Origin of the sequence: Nonomuraea sp. NPDC050790 (assembly GCF_044456745.1) — a bacterium.
Lineage (GTDB): Bacteria > Actinomycetota > Actinomycetes > Streptosporangiales > Streptosporangiaceae > Nonomuraea.
Map to the genome: position 1 here is coordinate 1 of NZ_JBITGF010000022.1, position 16,489 is coordinate 16,489.

A 16,489-nucleotide genomic window follows, 5' to 3' on the forward strand; every position below is an offset into this window, starting at 1 on the left:
TGCCTCCCGAGCACCGATCGAACGTGATCAGTCCATCCAACCGGCAGGAGCGACCTTCCCGCCAACCCGGCGATCATTTCCGGTCACAGCACTAGCGGACGGGAGCGGCTGCGGCAGCTTCATGACCTCCACGCTTCTCCCGTTGACGCTCCGAGTTTCTCCCATCCGGTGGTCGAGACCTTGACCGACCGATCCGGCCCGACTTCACGGGGAGACACCATGACCATTGATCTGCAGGACAGCACTGCCTCAACGAACTTCAGTCAGAATGCCTTGAGCGCGGCGAACAGGGCGTTCCAGCTTCTGATCACTGGCCCGAGCCCGCTCTCGGTGGACGGCCACTCCATCGCGCATGGCGTGCCTTCGCGTCCGATCGATCTCGGTGAGCTGAAGGAACTGCTGCTCACGCCGCAGGCTGGCGACGAGCTGTAGGACGCCGTCTGGGCGCATCTGGTGCGGCGTTCGCGATGCGACGGCCCGGCGTGGGTGATCGCGTGTGTGGGGGTGGCGATGCCGGGGTTGAAGAACCTGGCCTCGCGGAGCACGCATGGCTGTCCTGCCCATGTGATCGACGACATCGTTTCGGAGATAGTGACGGACTTCGTCGCGCAGCTTCGCCGGATCGATATCGACCGGCCGAACATTCTGCCTCGTCTGCTGCTGTGGGCGAGGAAGGGAGCGCTTCGGGTTCGGGCGCGTGAACTCGCTTCCATCGAGATCTGCGCCGAGACCCCAGAGCCGGTGGCTCTGACCGCAGAGCCGTTCATGGTGCTCGCCGAGGCCGTCCGGTGCCAGGTCATCACCCCGGGCGAGGCGAAGCTGATCAACGCGACGCGCCTGGAGGGGCAGGCGTTGCGGGCGTACGCGGCGCGCTCGGAGGTCCCCGCGGATCGGCTCTACAAGCGTCGGCGGGCGGCGGAGACGCGGTTGGCGCGGGCGATCGAAGAGGGTCAAGTCTCGGTCAGCTGTGACGAACTGGCCTCCAATCTCGCTGGCTGAGCCGGTGGTTCATCTATGTCAGCCGTGATCACGGCTCGGGGCGGAGTTCTGGGGGGCGGTTGCCCGTTCCCATCGAGCCCATCGTTCCTCGTCCTTTGAAGGAGGACACCCATCCCGGCCCGTTCCGGGCTGTGATCACGACTGGCTGCCAGGTCAGGACCTCTCGTCTCAGGGAGCCGTGTCATGAAGCCTTCTCGGCCTTGTCCGTTGTTCGCTATTCGGGTTCCAGCAGGTACGAGCTGGATCCGTCGTGGTGCCGCCTCGTTGCTCTGGACCGGCGGGTGTGTGGTGGCCGCGCTGACCGTACCGGGAGTCGCCGAGGCGATGACCAACCTGGCCTCCGACTCGCTCGACCAGGTCATCACCAACCTGCGGAACGTGGTGATCGGGCTGCTCGTCGGGCTGGCCACGCTGTTCTTCACGATCGGCGGCGTCCGCTACATCCTGGCCGGCGGGGACCCCGGAGAGGTCGAGGCCGCCAAGAAGACGCTGCGGTACGGGGCGCTCGGGTACGGGGTGGCGATGCTCGCGCCGGTCCTGGTGAACATCCTGCAGCGGATCGTGGGGGCCTGACATGGCCCCCGTTCGTCGCAGGGCGTTCGGGTTGTTCGTCCTGCTGGCGGCTGGTGCCGCGCTTGTCTCCGCGCTGGTGGGTGGGCCCGCTCTGGCCGCTGCTCCGGCACCGACACCGACCGCAACGCCTTCGCCGACTCCCAGCCCGTCGCCTCCTGCCGTGGAGACATCGGCGGCGGGCTGCGGGTTCATCAACGTGGCCTGCGAGGCCCGACAGGCGATCAATGACTGGTTCGTTCATCTCGTGGAGTCGGCGTCCAAGCCGGTGTTCGAGGTGCTCGGATCGACCGTGCTGGCCACGCCGGAGCTGGACTCTCCCGGGATGGCGCGGGCCAAGCAGCTGTGGGAGCTGTCGCGGACGATCGCGAACACCAGCTTCGTACTCCTGGTGACGATCGCGGGCGTGATGCTCATGGTCGGGCAGGCGATGCCCGGCGGGATCTCGGCGCGGGAGCTGCTGCCACGGCTGGTGTGGGCGTTCCTCGCCGCGAATCTGAGCCTGGTCGCGATCAAGTACGCCATCACACTGGCGAACGGGCTGAGCCAGGCGTTCCTGTACGACGGAGCGAGGCGGATCGATCCCGAGCTGGTCTTCGACGCGATCAAGAAGGCGGTCATCGCCGGGATCGCGCTCAAGGGCATGTTCTTCACGATCGTGGCCCTCGTGGTGGTCGTCCTGGCCGTAGGAGTGGTGTTCACCTACGTCGTACGGCTCGCGCTCACCATGGTCGTGATCGCAGCAGCGCCCCTTGCACTGATCTTGCATGCGCTGCCGATGACCGAAGGAATCGCCCGGCTGTGGTGGCGGGCCTTCGCCGGGCTCCTCGCGATCCAGATCTGTCAGTCGCTCGTGCTGGTCACCGCGCTGCAACTGCTGTTCTCGCCCAACCCGGCCGACGACGATTCGTTCTGGGTCCCGACCTTGGCTGACCTGACCGATCTGCTCATGGCCATATGCCTGCTGTTCGTACTGCTCAAGATTCCCGGCTGGGTCGCGCGGACGATCTGGCAGGCGAACAAGCCCCGCATGCTCTCGAGCATGGTGAAGTCCCTGGTCGTCTATCGCGGGCTGGGCATGCTGCTCGGCAAGGGCTCGCGTGCGGTCCGTTCAACTCGTCGCCCCAAGCCGCCCAACCCGCCCAATGGAGGCGGAGGCGTCGGACCCAGCGGTCCTCCTGGTGGCGGGCCAGGTGGTGGCCCCGGTGGTGGTCCCGGTAGGCGGGGGCCCAACGCGGGTGGGCCCTGTGCGGGGATGCCGCGCAACCCCCGCCGTCCGCCCGGGACAGCTGCCAGGGACGACGTGGGGCGCACGCATCGTTCGTCCGGTGTTGGGCGTCCCAGCGCGTCCCCACGGGCAGGGCGGGGCCGACGGGAACCAGCCAGCCCCTACGAGCCGGCCGCAGCCGGGACGCTATGTCCGTCCGATCGTCCGCCGCAATCGGCCGACAGACGGCACGCACCCGCCCGGATCACCTGCGCCACGTCTCCCCCAGCGCGGTCCGTCGCACGTCACATTGCGGCTCCAAGCGCCTCGTTCTCAGGGAAAGGGAGCACGTCGTGCGCCACGCAAGTAAGGAACGGCTGGTCGCGAAGATCCCGGCCGATGTGGAAATGCCGGACAAGGTGCTGGCGAACTTGACCGTCCGGCAAGTCGCGATCCTGGCCGGGACCGCGGTGCTGGCCGCCTGGGTGTACCTCATGGCCGGTGACCGACTGCCCGCTCCGGTTCTCGTCGCGATCGTCCTGCCGGTGATCGCCTGTGGGTGTGCGCTGGCACTCGGACGACGAGACGGGCTCAGTCTCGACCGACTCGCCCTCCACGCCGTCGCTTACCTCCGGCGGGACCGCAAGCTCGTCACGACAGAGGAAGAGGTATCCGCGCCGCCGGCCTGGTGCCGAGTGCGAGGCCGGTTGCCCGGTGCGCTGCGGCTCCCCGTCCGGGCAATCCGCGAAGACGGGGTTATGGAGCTGGCCGAAGGCGGGACCGTGGCGGTCGTCCAGGCCGGGACGGTGGCGTTCGGGCTGCGGACGGGCGACGAGCAGGCAGCACTTGTCGGCACGTTCGCGGGGTGGCTGAACTCGCTGGACGCACCCGTACAGATCCTTCTGCAGGCCCGCCCGGTCGACCTATCCGACCTCGCCGACATGATCGGCAACACCGCCGGGCAACTGGCCGATCCGGCGCTTGAGCAGGCGGCTCACGAGCACGCCGAGTTCCTGATCGAGCTCAGCGCCACCCGGGATCTGTTGACCCGCGAGGTCCTCGTGGTCGTTCGTCATCAGGACGCCGAGCGACCACCCGGATGGACGCGCGGATCCCGGCGTACGGCTCGCCGGGACAGCTCGGCGGCGATCGTGACACGCCGTGCCGAGGAGACCGTTCGTTCGCTGCTCGCCCTCGGCGTTCACGCCGCCGTCATGGGTGCGGACGACACACGCGAGCTGCTCGTGCGGTCGCTGTCACCCCGCCGTACGGAACCGATCGGGATCGCCCGCCCCGATGAGCTGATCACGCTGGGAGGAGACGCTCGATGAAGTTCACCCGACTCGCCGGCGACACCGCGGAGCTGGCCCAGACCGCCGCCGCCTTGCCCGGTCCATCATCGCTGAAGATCAACGCCCGCTCGGTCGAGTTCCCCGACGGGATATGCGCCTCGTTCGCGATCGCGGGATACCCGCGTGAGGTCGGAGCGGGCTGGCTCGAACCGCTGACCGGCTACCCGGGGCACCTCGACGTGTCCCTACACATCGAGCCCGTACCACCGCTGATCGCCGCGCAGCGTCTGCGTCGTCAGCTTGCCCGCCTGGAGTCCGCCTCCGTGGGGAGCAGAACGCCCGACTTCGCGACCGAGGCGGCTGCTGACGATGCCGCTGAGCTGGCCGCCTCACTCGCACGAGGCCACGGCCGTCTCTTCCGTGTCGGGCTCTATCTCACTGTCCACGCCGCGGACGCCGGCCACGGTGCGGGGAGCGACGCCGAGGTGCTGGGCGAACACCGGCACGCTCATCCGCAGGGCAAGACGAAGTGCACGGGCTTCAAGGCCGGTCCACTCATGCACGGTCGTCACGTCGCTGCTCCCTTCCACGGCCATGGAAGCACGCAGAGCCATCGAGGGACTACGGAAGTGCAACGCAAGTGCGACAGCGGGTCGTATCCAGCCGGGCCGGAGCTGGCCATGCTCGAAGAGCGGGCAAGAACCCCCGACCACGGTAAGGACGGCTACCTTGTGGACACTCACCGAACAACAAGACGTGGATCGCCCGATCGTCTACGGGTACCTGCGGCTATGCCGCTCGGCGCCCGAGCGGCAGGCAGCGCTGACGGTGGCCCTCGCCCAATACTGCGAGCAGCACGAATTGCGGCTCTGCGGAATTTTCACCGATCGAGGCACCGAGTCGGAGGACGCACCAGCATTCGCCGGCCTGCTGGACGTCCTGCTCTTGTCGAGCGCCTACGGGGTGGTCCTGCCCTCCGCACACCACCTGGGCGGGAGGCACGTCGCTGCTCGGCGGCGGGAAGAGCTCAACGCGGTTGGGGCACGGCTGCTGTTCGTACGTGGTCCTCTCCGTACGGACGCCTCCACGACCGGCTGGAACATCCATCACCGTACTGAGGAGATGTCAGGGCTGATCAGCCCCCAGAGAGATTGAGCACGGCCTGGCAGCCAACAGCCGCGGAGATACAAGCCCGAAGCGCTGTGCTGCCACGCCGAGCGCGAGCGGCCCGGTGTAGTCGTCCCCGCCGTATCGCGCCTTCGGCGCAGGCCGAGCGATTGTTTCGGTCGGCCTGCGCCATCAGAACGTCCCTGTTACCGAGGAGGAGCCCATGCTGGCCAGTGAAGCCGAAACCGCCGCCGACGCGGCAGCGCGGAGGCAGGCGGCGGACCCTCAGCGCTGCTCCATCACCATCTACATGGGGAGCGTCCTGTCCACCCTCCCATTACTGCTCACTTCACGGCTGAAGACAGTCAAGGCCCGGGTGGAGAGAGTAGACGATGGCCGAAGGCCGCCAACCGCGGACGGTTCAGCGGGATGTACCCGCGTTCGAGTGGGAGCCATACAGGCCAGGCAGCGTGCTTCGGGTCACGCATACCTCGTGCTGCGGCCTGTATGAGTTCGCGTCCGCAGGCGGCACCTTCTTCGTGCTGCGCCATAACGGCAACGACTACGAGGAGACCGGCCGGGGCCGCCATCGCAAGGCGCTGGACACCTACATCGCCCTCGCCGAGGCACACCATGCGGAGCACGTGCGCCGCGGGGAACGGCCGGAGCCCGACACGTTCCTCCTGCGAGATACGGGACGGCGCGGCTGACCCGCGCACCAGCCCACCAGCAGTCACCATCGACCAGTTGTCCACCACGACCAGACGAGGGGATCTACCCGTGACCACCGACGACGAAGCCGCGTTTCGTGATGCCATGGCCACCGCAGATACGGAAAAGCAGGCGGCGGTCCTGCGTGACGCCATGGTCGAGAAGATCACGGCCCGGCACAAGACGATGGGGTGGGTGTTTCCCGCTGCGGTGGAACGGGCGCTGCGGACGGTGCCCCGCCATCTGTTCACGGGCGACGCGGACCTCCAAGTCGCCTACGAGGACAACGCGATCGTCACCAAGCGCAACGAGCGCGGCACCTCCCTGAGCTCGGTGTCGGCTCCCTGGCTGCAAGCGATGATGTTGGGGCAGGCCGACCTCAAGCCCGGTGATCGGGTGCTGGAGGTTGGGTCGGGCGGTTACAACGCGGCACTGATCCAAAAGGTCGTCGGACCGACGGGTTCCGTGACCACGATCGACATCGACCCCGAAGTCACCGACCGCGCCCAGCGGTTCCTGGCGGATACGGGGTACGGCGACATCGAGGTGATCTGCGCCGACGCCGAGTTCGAGGTCGAGCCGGGTCGTACGTTCGACGCGATCATCGTCACGGTCGGCTCATGGGATGTGCCTCCCGCCTGGCCCGCCCGGCTTGCTGAGGGCGGCCGGCTGGTCGTACCGTTGCGTACCTGGGGCATGACCAGGTCCTGGGTACTGGAGCGTCAGGGCGACGGCCTGGTGAGCCGCGATCACCAGATGTGCGGCTTCGTCGCGATGCAGGGCGCGGGTGCGCACCAGGGCACCGCGACCCCGCTGTTCAACGCCGGCGGTGCTCACGCTGTCGGCCTGTGGCGGGACGAGCAGGACACCATCGACGCGGAGGCGTTGTCCGGTGTCCTGGATCAGCCCCGCGTGGAGGTATGGACCGGCATCACGGTGGAAGCCGCGACACGCTACAGCGATCAGGATCTATGGCTGGCCACCAGCCTGCCCGCCTTCAGTTTGATGACCGCGTCACAGCAGGCGCTCGACGACGGCCTCGTGGCGCTGCCGTGGCGATACGGCACTCCGGCGTTCGTGAACGGCCCTAACCTCGCTTACCGCCCCAAGCCCCGCCCTCTCGACGGTGACGTCCTCGAATTTGGCGCCTTCGCCCACGGCCCGCAGGCTGAGCAGACCGCGCAACGGCTGGCCGACGCGATCGCCGCATGGGATGCGGCCGGGCGTCCGAGTCCTCGCCTGTCGGTTCACCCAGCGGACACACCGGACGCCGAACTGCCTGACGGGCACCTCTTGGACAAGAAGCACACCCGTCTCGTGATCTCCTGGCCGCCGGCCAGGTGACCCCTCCGTTCCCCATCGAAAGGATCGTCATGGACCCGAACGACTTCAACCTCAACGTCCGCTTCTTGAAGGTCGAGCTGCAGAACGCCCGACCCGACAGCGAGGACTGCACCAGCGACGGCTGCGGCGACACCCCCGGCAGCGCCGGTATCGCCAACTGCTGATCCTTTCGAACGTTCCCGGCCGCTCCGTGCGGCCGGGAACCTCCCCTCCAGAACGGAGGAACCCCCAGATGCATCGCTTCCGAGCTGTAGACGCCGCTGTCATTCGCGTCGCTGCCTACCCGGAAGACCTTGTGCTACCACCATGGCCCACCCTCACCGACAACGCTCGCGGCGCTGCCCGCTGGATAGGTGAAGTCTGGCCATTGCCGAAGGTGAGCGAGGCCGTCACGCTTGCCAGCCCTGATCTGGCTGGCGTCCTCACCGCGATATGCGATGACCCGACCGCGTTCCGGCCGCGTCAGGTCCAACGAGCGGCAGAGGCGCTGATGCGTTATCTCCTGCGCTGGACGAGCCGCGCCACACCGTTCGGTCTGTTCGCCGGGGTCGCCCCGGTCACCATGGCCGCCACCGCCTCGGTCGTGTTCGGCGACCGGCATACCGCCGTACAACGGCCGGATGCCTTGTGGCTCACCGAAACGATCCGCTCGCTGGAGGAGCGGCCAACCGTGCTACGGGCACTGCCGGTCCAGGCGAACAACCTCGGATTCGCGCGGGGCACCGATTGGGTGCTGTCCCATCAGCTCAACCGTGACGGAACGGTATCGGAAGTTTCCGTACGCTACACGGCAGCCGTCCGCATGGCCCTGGAGGAGGCCGCCGCTCCGATCGTCTTCGACGATCTGCTGGCGAAGCTGTCCGCCGAATCTCCCGAGACATCGGCCACGGTGATTGAGGGCATGCTCACCGAGCTGGTGCGGTTGCGGATCCTGCTCACCAGCGTGCACGTCCCGATGACCTGCACCAACCCGCTCCCCCACATCTCCGCCCAACTCAACGACCCGACCACTTTGGACCCGGGCGAGCGGGTGGCGGTCAGTCTGCGGCTGGACTGCTCGATCAGCCTGCCTCCCCGCGTGATCGACGAGGTGGAAGCGGCCGCCGCAGTCCTGGTCCGGCTGGCCCCCAGACGGCCCGCGTGGCAGGCGTACCATGCCGCGTTCGTCGACCGTTACGGTCCCGGCGCTCTGGTGGGGATCCGAGAGCTCCTGGACGCCGATCGGGGACTCGGCTACCCCGCCGGGTTCCGCGGCTCTCTCGCCGCCCACGACAGCGCGCCAAGCCGCAGAGATATCACCCTGGCGGCCCTGGCTCACCAAGCTGCCCTCAACAAGTGCGCGGATCTGGTCCTCACCGAGGACATGCTGGCTGAGCTGGAAACGGATAACGGACCGGGATCTGCCCCGCACACCGAGGTGAGGGCCAGCATCTGTGCTCCGACGCCCGCCGCACTGGACTCCGGGGACTTCACCCTCAGCGTTGTGTGCGCGTCACGGCACGCCGGCACTTCAGTCGGCCGGTTTCTGCACCTTCTCCCCGCGCCGGACCGGGATCGGATCACCGAGGCCTACCGTCGTCTTCCGACCAGCACGGACAACGCCATGACGGTGCAGCTGTCGGTCCCGCCGTTGCGGGCCCGCACCGACGGCCTAGCCCGCTCGGAGCCGGTACTGCCGGTGCTGTCGCTGGGAGAACACCGTCACCCGAGCGAGCCAGCGGTTGATCTCGACGACCTGGCCGTCACCGCTGATGCCCGTCACCTGATCCTGATCTCGCTCACGCATCGCCGCGCTGTGGAGCCGTTGATGATGAACGCGATCAACCTGCGTCACGTCGCTCACCCGCTGGCCCGGTTCCTGTGCGAAGTCAGCACCGCGACCTCCACACTTTGCACCACCTTCGCGTGGGGTCGCATCGCCGACCACTTCACCTTCGTGCCGCGCGTCCGCTACAGCCGGACGGTCCTCAGCCCGGCGCGGTGGACCCTCAGCGCCACTGATCTGCCCGCGATCACCGCCTCCCTGCGGGAGTGGGCGAAGCGGTTCCACAAGCATCGGCGAGCACGCCATATCCCGGATGTGGTGCGGTTCGGTGACGATGACGTCCTGATCCGGCTGAACCTGACCCTGACCGCGCACCTGGCGCTGCTGCGCCGTCACCTGAACCGCACCGGCACGACCAGGCTGATCGAGGACGGGAGCGACGACGCCTGGCTCAACGGGCGCCCCCACGAGATCGTCGTCCCCCTCGCCTCCACCGCCCGGCCCCGCCCCCTGACACGACCCTTGCGGCGCGAACGGCTCCACCACGGTGCCGGCCATCTGCCCGGAGACTCTCCCTGGCTGTACGCCCACCTGTTCGGCCACCCAGACCGACAAACCGACCTGCTCACGACCCATCTGCCAGACCTGCTCGCCAGTCATGGAGCACGGTGTGCACCATGACTGGTGGTTCATCCGGTACGACACCCCCGCACCACATCTGCGGGTCCGGCTGCGCCTGCATGACGCCGACCAGTACGGGTCCGCCGCCCGGTCGCTCGGCCAGTGGGCGCACGCCCTTCACCGCGCGGGACTACTTCGCGATCTCCGCCTGGACACCTACCGGCCCGAGACCGGCCGCTTCGGCACCGGTCCGGCCCTGGCCGCCGCTGAAGCCGTGTTCGCCGCCGACTCCGCGGTCGCGGTCGCGCAGTTGCGCACCACGACCGACGTTCAGGCCGTGACCGCGGCCGGCATGCTCGACCTCGCCATGGGGTTCCTCGGCGTCAACGGGCCAGCCTGGCTCGTGGAACACCTGGTCCGAGGCGGCGCCCAGGCGCTCGACCGCGCCGCGCTGGAGCAAGCCAGACACCCAGCAGCCCTCCCGTCCAGCCTGATCGAGCGGCGGCGTTCGTCGCTGGCCACCTACCGAGCCCTGCTCGACACCAGCGACATTGGCACCGTTCTGCCCGACCTACTGCATCTGCACCACGCCCGCATGATCGGCATCGATACCGCGTCGGAGGGGACATGCCTGCGCATTGCCCGAGCCCTCGCTCAAAGCTTGATCGCACGAGGAGAGGGGAGAAGCGCATCGACATCCGTCAGCAGGCCCGCCACCGGGCCGACGCCATAGCTCGGCAACTCCAGACACCCCACCCCGTCGGGCGGCCACCTCAATCGCTCAGCGGCGGAGCTGCCGGGATCGCGCTCCTGCACATCGAACGCGCCAGCACAAACTGCGCCGGGTGGCAGAAGGCGCACGACTGGCTGAGCGCAGCGACCCGCAACGAACTCGCCGCTGGACAGGGCGCCTGCCTCTATCACGGAGCGCCGGCGCTCGCCTTCGCCCTGCACCCCGCGTCCCAGGTCGGGTACCGGCCTGCACAGGCCCTTCTGGACGAGACTGTCGCCACCCTCACCCATGACCGCCTCGCCACCGCCTCCCGACGTATTGAGCGCGGTGAGCGGCCTGCTCTGGCCGAATTCGATTTGATCAGCGGTCTCACGGGGCTCGGTGCCCACCTGTGGCGGCGCTCCCCTGGCGATGACCTGCTCAAGAACGTGCTGAACTACCTCATCCGGCTTACCGAACCGATAGACGGCCTGCCGGGCTGGTGGACGCTCTCCTCAGCGCAGCGCAGCACGGACGCTCCGCGTGGAGGGCACGGCAACAATGGGATGGCCCACGGCATCGCCGGCCCCTTGACGCTGCTGGCTCTCACCGCCAGAGCCGGCCTGGTCATGCCGGGCCACGTGGAGGCCATGGGCCGAATCTGCGCCTGGCTGGACGACTGGCAGCAAGAGCACCTCGGGGTCCCCTGGTGGCCCGAAACGATCACCCTCACGGAGCTCCAGCAGCGCAGAACCACTCAACCCGGACCGCAGCGCCCCTCCTGGTGCTACGGCACTCCCGGCCTGGCCCGCGCCCAGCAACTGGCGGCCCTCGCCACCGACGACACTGCCCGCTGGGCCACCGCCGAATCCGCTCTGAACGGCTGCCTCAACGACCCGTACCAACTACGGCGGATCATCGACCGGAGCCTGTGCCACGGCACTGCGGGGCTGTTCATGACGATGACTGCCTTCGCGGCCGACGCGATCGCACCACACCACCTACCGATCTTCTGCGTCACCGAACTGCTGCTGGACGGCCCCTCCGCAACCAGCACACCACCGGGCTTCCTGACCGGACGCGCTGGCTACGGGCTCGCCCTCCACGCCCTCGCCCACGACGCGCCACCCACCACCGCCTGGGACGCCTGCCTTTTGCTGCGCTGACCACAACAGGGTGAGCACACCTCCGCCCACGCGACGCCTCCGCACCCTGGATGGAACACATGCCTGCTCAACACCCGACCCCCACCCAGCCACCTGTACCACCGAGCAAGCTGGCCGAGGCCGTGCTCGCGGTCCTGGCCGGCACCCCCGCCAAAGTGGCCGCAGACGCGATTAACACCCGCGCCGAGACCCTCACCGACGCCATCGAGGCTTACCAAGCAGCAGGAAACCAGGCTCTGGAGGCCCGCACGGCCGATCACGGCTGGTACAGCATCCGCGCCCAGTTCGCCAGCTGGAACACCGCCGAGCAGGCCGCCGTAACCGACCTCGGCCCGCGCCTGGACCACCTCCAGGACCGCAAGCTGATCAGCGAGTGGTGGTTCATCCGCAAGCACCCATGCTGGCGGCTCCGGCTACGCCCGCTCGGCGACCTCGTCCCCGAGGCGAAGGCGGCCGTCAACGCAGCGGTGAACGATCTGACCGTATCCGGAGTACTCACCCGCTGGTGGCCCGCCATCTACGAACCCGAATACGCCTCGTTCGGCGGGCCGGTCGGGACCGAGATCGCCCACGCCCTGTTCAGTGCCGACAGCCATCACATCCTCGCCTACCTGCGGCGGTCGTCCCCGGACGTCAACCGCAAAGAGGTGTCGATGCTGCTCTGTGCCATCTTGCTGAGCGCCGCCGGGCTGGACCGATACGAGCGCGGCAACCTATGGAAGCACGTTTCCAAACTACGCCCTCTCCCGACCAACACACCTTCCGGTCGGCTGGAGGACTTGACGGAGCGAGTCCGCCCTCTGGTTGGCAGCAACATCGGCTCGATCGCCTCAGACGGGCCGTGCTCCTTCGCCGTGCCTTGGGCAGCTGCCTTCCACGGTGCCGGGCAGCACCTCAGCCAAGCCGCATCCTCCGGTCAACTGGACCGGGGCATCCGCCACGTCATTACCCATCTGGTGATCTTCCACTGGAATCGTCTCGGCTTGCCCGCCACCGCGCAAGGCATCCTCAGCCGCGCCGCCCACGAGGCGCTCCTGCCCACTGGGCAGTGATGGTGCCGCAGTTTGCGAAATCCTCGGCCATCTCGGATCATCGTGAAACGGGTCTCCCCCCGCAGACGTCGACCGGCCTCGTGAGACCGCCGGCAGGTGAACGCTTTCGGTTAGTTAGAGCTCGAGGTGCGCGGCGTCTTCAAGCGAGCAGATCAAGAGAGCGGCGGGCGAGCTCTCTCGCAGCTGGAGGGATCTGCCGATCAGCCGCCAAGGCATGCAGAGCATCCTGGCCAGCGACCGCGTCGACAGTTAGTTCCTCTGCGGCCTGCACTTTATGGAGCGGTTGGGTGGCTCGATCGCCGACGAGCTCGGCGAGAAACACCCTTCCCTGCTCTGGAACTAGTTTGGCCACGTTAGCCGCCAGCCGGAGACGATCAGCACTTGCGACCTTGGCCGAGCGGATCAACTCGTCGATCCCTGAGGGGATCACCGGTTCAGGCACGTGTTGGAGAAACGCCGCCGCGACTGCCGCCCGGGTCTTCAGCGGAGCAGTCAGGTCCGCAATGAACTCCATACTGATTAGGCTTGCCCAGCCCTCCTCCTGTACATCGATCAGCCAGGACCAACCAGTCTTCGGGAGAAGCCGACGCGCCTCGGCGTAGCCAGCTTCGAAGCAATGGCTGACGAGCTCCGCTGCAGCTCGATAACGCAGTTCGACGGGCAAGCCCTTGATAGCCATCACGTAGCAGATTCCGACGAGATATTCGGATCGAGTGGCTTGGCCTGCCCACCCAATACCGTCCGCAACGCGCACCAGTCCATTACGGAAGGAGCTGGGCTTGGCAATGAGCCACTCGGCGGCCGATGCCGCAGCACCACCACGGATCCAGCATGCCTCGATACCGATCAGACGGATCCCGTCCGGAAGGCTCTCATCAGTCATCCTGATCAAGGACGAAGCGACCAGTTCGTCAGGGCTGCGGCGCCTGGCAGGTACGTCGCAGCCAGGAAGAAGTAGGTCCGTCACGTGATTCTCCTCGGGAATAGTGGTCTGGGAGAGATCGGCCGCTGCACCATCATGCCTTACACAATGATTCGGAGATCAAGACGAGCCGCTGTTCATTGAACATGAGGAGCTTGGTGCTCAAGAGGACAAGCGTGCCGCCAGCGTGCTGACCTCGCGGTGCAACGTCCGCAGTTCGTCGAAGGTAGGCGCGAGTTCGTACGAGTGGTAGTGGCAGGCTGCGCTGAGAGCTCCCCAAGCTCCCGCCGCAGTCCGTGCGGTCTCCGGGTCCGCATAGGACGTCAAGCACAACAGCTGTGCACGCATGGTGCACCTTTCAACTCCAGGAGCCACCCGTCTCCAGAAGGCGGCGAGGACTTCCTCCAGCGCAAGCCGGATGAGGAAGGCCGCCGCACGGGGCCACAATCCGGGAACCCCTGGTGAGGTGTCGGTAGAGCGCCCGCGAAGTAGCATGCCAGCGTGGTTCAGCAGGTCCATGTCAGCGCTCCTCCTTGAGTTTGCGGGCCAACCGCCCAACCAGTTCGATCGGATCGTTGCCGGTCGCGCGAAGCCCGTCACGCCCGGCGCCATGGAGGCAGGCTGTGAAGACATTGGCTGCCCATCCGCCGTAGGCCTGGCGCAGCCAGCCGATAACATCGCCAGCTCTGCGAATGTCGCCGAACAAGGCGAGCGCCGCGATTTGGTTGAGTTTCTTGGCCGAAGCCACCGCGCTTTCGACGTCGTCGTAGCCGACGCCGGCAGCGGCGAGCCTGCGTCTGGCCAGGCCGAGGAAGGCCGCCTCGATGGCGATCCGGCACAGTCCGGGCACGACGGTGTCGGCCACACCAGTCGGCAAGCCAGGGGTGCGGGCCAGGTCGCGAGCGTCGCGCAGCGCCCGGTTGATCGGGTCGTTCGTCTCCACCACCGAAACGATCGAGCGTTCCTTCCGCATGACCTCCAGAATCGTGGCGGGCAGCGCGAGCCTCGTGACGGCATCGGACAACCGCGTGTCATGGGTGAAGACGACCACCTGGCGGGTCTGCGCGACCAAGGACAGTGTCTTGGCCAGGCCGTCCACCTTGCCGGGGTCCATGGACTGCACTGGGTCATCGATGACCACGAAGCGGAACGGGCTCTCCGATGTGGCCGCCCTCGGCAGGAACAGTGAGAGGGCCAGGGCGTGCAGCTCTCCCTGGCTCATCACGCCCAGACCCGCTGCGGGTGCGTCATCGACCGTCACATCAAGCTGCAGACGGCGCATGTTGCCGGTGCCGGTGAGCTGGATCGGCCCAAGGCTGACGTTGCTCTCCTGCCGCAGAGCCTGCCAGTAGAGTGCGCTCTGCTGGGCGTGCGGCGTCATTCGCTCGTCCCGGATCTCGTCATGGACGCGGCGCAGCCACGCCACAGCCTTCTTGGCCTCGGCGTGCCGGGGCTTGGCGGCGATACCGGCGCGCGCCGTACTCACCCAGCCGGCGAGGGCGAGAGACCCACGCCGCCACACCTCATCCAGCTCAGCCAGGCGCCGCTGTGCCTCCTGTGCGGCGTTGGTGCCTGTCTCGCGCAGCCGTTCAGCCCTCTCCTCAAATCGCCGAGCGAGCTCGGCGTCATCATCGATCTCCCGACAGGCCAGCAGCGCGGACCAAGCCTCCCGCACTGGGGCGGGCAGTCCCGCGGGTACCGCGCCGACCAGGCCAAGCAACGCGTCGCGAACGGCACGGCGTTCGGCATGAGCGCGATCGGCCGCCTCGGCCTCGTCGCGAAGCCGTACGATCTCCCGCTCGGCCTGCTCAACCCACGCGGCATCGATGCGCTGGGGTGCGGCACAGACCGGGCACGAGTCGTCGAACGGACGACGTGTGTGGTGGGCGAGGGCTCGCTGGAGAAGGTCGGCGCGGTGCCGGGCGTTCTCTGCGTCGGTACCGCTGAGCGCCGCGACAGTACCGGCCGCCGCGAGCAGCCGCTGTGCCGCCTCCCGTATAGCCGCCGCCTGCGGGAAGCTGAGCTCGGCGGTTTTACGCAGCGTCTCCGTCTCCTCGGCCGTCTGCGCGCTCCGGCCACTCACCAGCACCTCCAGCCGGTCCAGATCAGGAGCGCGCTGGCGGAGGAGCGCGACTGCCTCGGCTGCGCGCGGGTCGGAGATCTGCTCCAGTTCGGTCAGGAGGCTGGGCAGCAGAACGGCAGGCTGCTTCACCGCCATCTCTTGCTCCTTGACCTCCCGCTTGAGCCGGTCGATGGCCTGGGAGACAGGCGCCATACCGAGAATCTTCGCGATGTTCTCGTACAGGCCGGTCGGCCGATCGAGAACCTTGCTCAGCTCGGAGTAGGGCAGGAAGGGACGGAACAGCGTCATGGGGCCGGTCAGCCCGGACTCCTTGAGCGGCATCGGTGTACGGCCTGGGCGGCTGAGCGTCGAGACCGTCTCATCGACCTTAGATCCGGTCCACCGGTGACCGATGACCGAGGGCTCACGATCGCCGTCGAACAGCATCTCCAGCTCGATCTCAGCGGCCCCCGTCTCGTGAACATTCTGGAAGGTTTGCCACACCTGGGATTTTCCGGCCCAACGAGAGTTCTCGCCGGTCAAAGCCACTTCAATGGCCTCGGCGAAGCTGGACTTACCCGAGCCGTTCCGTCCGGTGATCAGGGTCAGCCCTGGACCCGCGGGGATGTCCAAACGCGTGGTACGCCCAATGCCGCGAAACCCTCGCACGGTTACCGCCTTCAGATAGGCGTGTGGGAGTGATGGCTGCGACCCGACCGCCTCGGGCGCTCCCATGGCCTCAGTGACGAGCGCCTTGGCCGAGGGGCTCAGGGCCGAAGCAGTGAGTCGGGCCTGGATCGTTTCGTGGAGGGTGGAAGGCACGAGAACTCCTCGGGGGTTGACTGTTCTCTCCTTGCTTCATTTCATCATCTGTTAGCGGCGCACACAACGCTTCAAGTGTTCGATAGACGCGAACAGTCATTATGGACTACGTTGTAGCTAACGGGACCTATGAGGAG

Annotated in this window: 16 protein-coding genes; 13 read left to right on the forward strand and 3 right to left on the reverse strand. The window is 67.4% G+C overall.

The window, feature by feature from the left end:
- Nucleotides 1-219 precede the first annotated feature (219 nt).
- The 5 genes from ACIBEJ_RS51840 to ACIBEJ_RS51860 all read left to right on the forward strand — a co-directional run bounded on the left by ACIBEJ_RS51840 (nucleotide 220) and on the right by ACIBEJ_RS51860 (nucleotide 4,107).
- Nucleotides 220-432 (forward strand): hypothetical protein, encoded by a 213-nt coding sequence (locus ACIBEJ_RS51840; RefSeq protein WP_397190459.1) that lies wholly within the window; start codon nucleotides 220-222, stop codon nucleotides 430-432.
- A 132-nt stretch (nucleotides 433-564) separates the two neighbouring features.
- Nucleotides 565-999 carry a hypothetical protein gene (locus ACIBEJ_RS51845; RefSeq protein WP_397190460.1) on the forward strand — a complete coding sequence of 145 codons (435 nt, stop codon included), beginning with the start codon at nucleotides 565-567 and terminating at the stop codon, nucleotides 997-999.
- A 264-nt stretch (nucleotides 1,000-1,263) separates the two neighbouring features.
- Entirely contained in the window at nucleotides 1,264-1,572 is a 309-nt protein-coding gene (locus tag ACIBEJ_RS51850; protein ID WP_397190461.1) for a pilin, read from the forward strand.
- Between the two features lie 160 nt (nucleotides 1,573-1,732).
- Nucleotides 1,733-3,211: a hypothetical protein gene (locus tag ACIBEJ_RS51855; protein WP_397190462.1), complete on the forward strand. Its 1,479-nt coding sequence runs from the start codon at nucleotides 1,733-1,735 to the stop codon at nucleotides 3,209-3,211.
- Entirely contained in the window at nucleotides 3,130-4,107 is a 978-nt protein-coding gene (locus tag ACIBEJ_RS51860; RefSeq protein WP_397190463.1) for a PrgI family protein, read from the forward strand. The genes ACIBEJ_RS51855 and ACIBEJ_RS51860 overlap by 82 nt, the downstream gene beginning before the upstream one ends.
- 350 nt (nucleotides 4,108-4,457) lie before the next feature.
- Here ACIBEJ_RS51860 and ACIBEJ_RS51865 read toward each other — a convergent pair whose 3' ends face one another.
- Entirely contained in the window at nucleotides 4,458-4,640 is a 183-nt protein-coding gene (locus ACIBEJ_RS51865; RefSeq protein ID WP_397190464.1) for a helix-turn-helix domain-containing protein, read from the reverse strand.
- Between the two features lie 157 nt (nucleotides 4,641-4,797).
- On the opposite strand from ACIBEJ_RS51865, the gene ACIBEJ_RS51870 reads away from it, so the two are divergent.
- The 8 genes from ACIBEJ_RS51870 to ACIBEJ_RS51905 all read left to right on the forward strand — a co-directional run bounded on the left by ACIBEJ_RS51870 (nucleotide 4,798) and on the right by ACIBEJ_RS51905 (nucleotide 12,546).
- The gene (locus tag ACIBEJ_RS51870; protein WP_397190465.1) at nucleotides 4,798-5,223 is read left to right on the forward strand and encodes a hypothetical protein; all 426 of its coding nucleotides are present in this window, start codon (nucleotides 4,798-4,800) and stop codon (nucleotides 5,221-5,223) included.
- Nucleotides 5,224-5,645: 422 nt separating this feature from the next.
- Nucleotides 5,646-5,885, forward strand: a complete 240-nt coding sequence (locus ACIBEJ_RS51875; protein ID WP_397190466.1) for a hypothetical protein — start codon at nucleotides 5,646-5,648, stop codon at nucleotides 5,883-5,885.
- A 70-nt stretch (nucleotides 5,886-5,955) separates the two neighbouring features.
- Nucleotides 5,956-7,230 (forward strand): methyltransferase, FxLD system, encoded by a 1,275-nt coding sequence (gene fxlM, locus ACIBEJ_RS51880; RefSeq protein WP_397190467.1) that lies wholly within the window; start codon nucleotides 5,956-5,958, stop codon nucleotides 7,228-7,230.
- A 29-nt stretch (nucleotides 7,231-7,259) separates the two neighbouring features.
- The gene (locus ACIBEJ_RS51885) at nucleotides 7,260-7,394 is read left to right on the forward strand and encodes a hypothetical protein (protein ID WP_397190468.1); all 135 of its coding nucleotides are present in this window, start codon (nucleotides 7,260-7,262) and stop codon (nucleotides 7,392-7,394) included.
- Nucleotides 7,395-7,606: 212 nt separating this feature from the next.
- Complete coding sequence (locus ACIBEJ_RS51890) at nucleotides 7,607-9,676, forward strand: lantibiotic dehydratase (RefSeq protein ID WP_397190469.1); 2,070 nt, start codon at nucleotides 7,607-7,609, stop codon at nucleotides 9,674-9,676.
- Entirely contained in the window at nucleotides 9,666-10,349 is a 684-nt protein-coding gene (locus ACIBEJ_RS51895; protein WP_397190470.1) for a thiopeptide-type bacteriocin biosynthesis protein, read from the forward strand. The genes ACIBEJ_RS51890 and ACIBEJ_RS51895 overlap by 11 nt, the downstream gene beginning before the upstream one ends.
- A complete protein-coding gene (locus ACIBEJ_RS51900; protein ID WP_397190471.1) occupies nucleotides 10,244-11,494 on the forward strand; it encodes a lanthionine synthetase C family protein in 1,251 nt (416 codons plus the stop codon). The genes ACIBEJ_RS51895 and ACIBEJ_RS51900 overlap by 106 nt, the downstream gene beginning before the upstream one ends.
- A gap of 122 nt (nucleotides 11,495-11,616) precedes the next feature.
- Complete coding sequence (locus ACIBEJ_RS51905) at nucleotides 11,617-12,546, forward strand: thiopeptide-type bacteriocin biosynthesis protein (RefSeq protein WP_397190472.1); 930 nt, start codon at nucleotides 11,617-11,619, stop codon at nucleotides 12,544-12,546.
- A 139-nt stretch (nucleotides 12,547-12,685) separates the two neighbouring features.
- On the opposite strand, the gene ACIBEJ_RS51910 is transcribed toward ACIBEJ_RS51905, so the two are convergent.
- Nucleotides 12,686-13,513, reverse strand: coding sequence for a hypothetical protein (locus tag ACIBEJ_RS51910; RefSeq protein ID WP_397190473.1), 828 nt, complete (start codon nucleotides 13,511-13,513; stop codon nucleotides 12,686-12,688).
- A gap of 475 nt (nucleotides 13,514-13,988) precedes the next feature.
- Nucleotides 13,989-16,352, reverse strand: a complete 2,364-nt coding sequence (locus tag ACIBEJ_RS51915; protein ID WP_397190474.1) for an AAA family ATPase — start codon at nucleotides 16,350-16,352, stop codon at nucleotides 13,989-13,991.
- Between the last annotated feature and the right edge of the window lie 137 nt (nucleotides 16,353-16,489).

What these genes read in the sequence shown, in the direction of transcription:
- ACIBEJ_RS51840 (WP_397190459.1), top strand. Translation starts at nt 220, where the DNA reads ATGACCATTGATCTGCAGGACAGCACTGCCTCAACGAACTTCAGTCAG.
- ACIBEJ_RS51885 (WP_397190468.1), top strand. Translation starts at nt 7,260, where the DNA reads ATGGACCCGAACGACTTCAACCTCAACGTCCGCTTCTTGAAGGTCGAG.
- ACIBEJ_RS51900 (WP_397190471.1), top strand. Translation starts at nt 10,244, where the DNA reads ATGCCTGCGCATTGCCCGAGCCCTCGCTCAAAGCTTGATCGCACGAGG.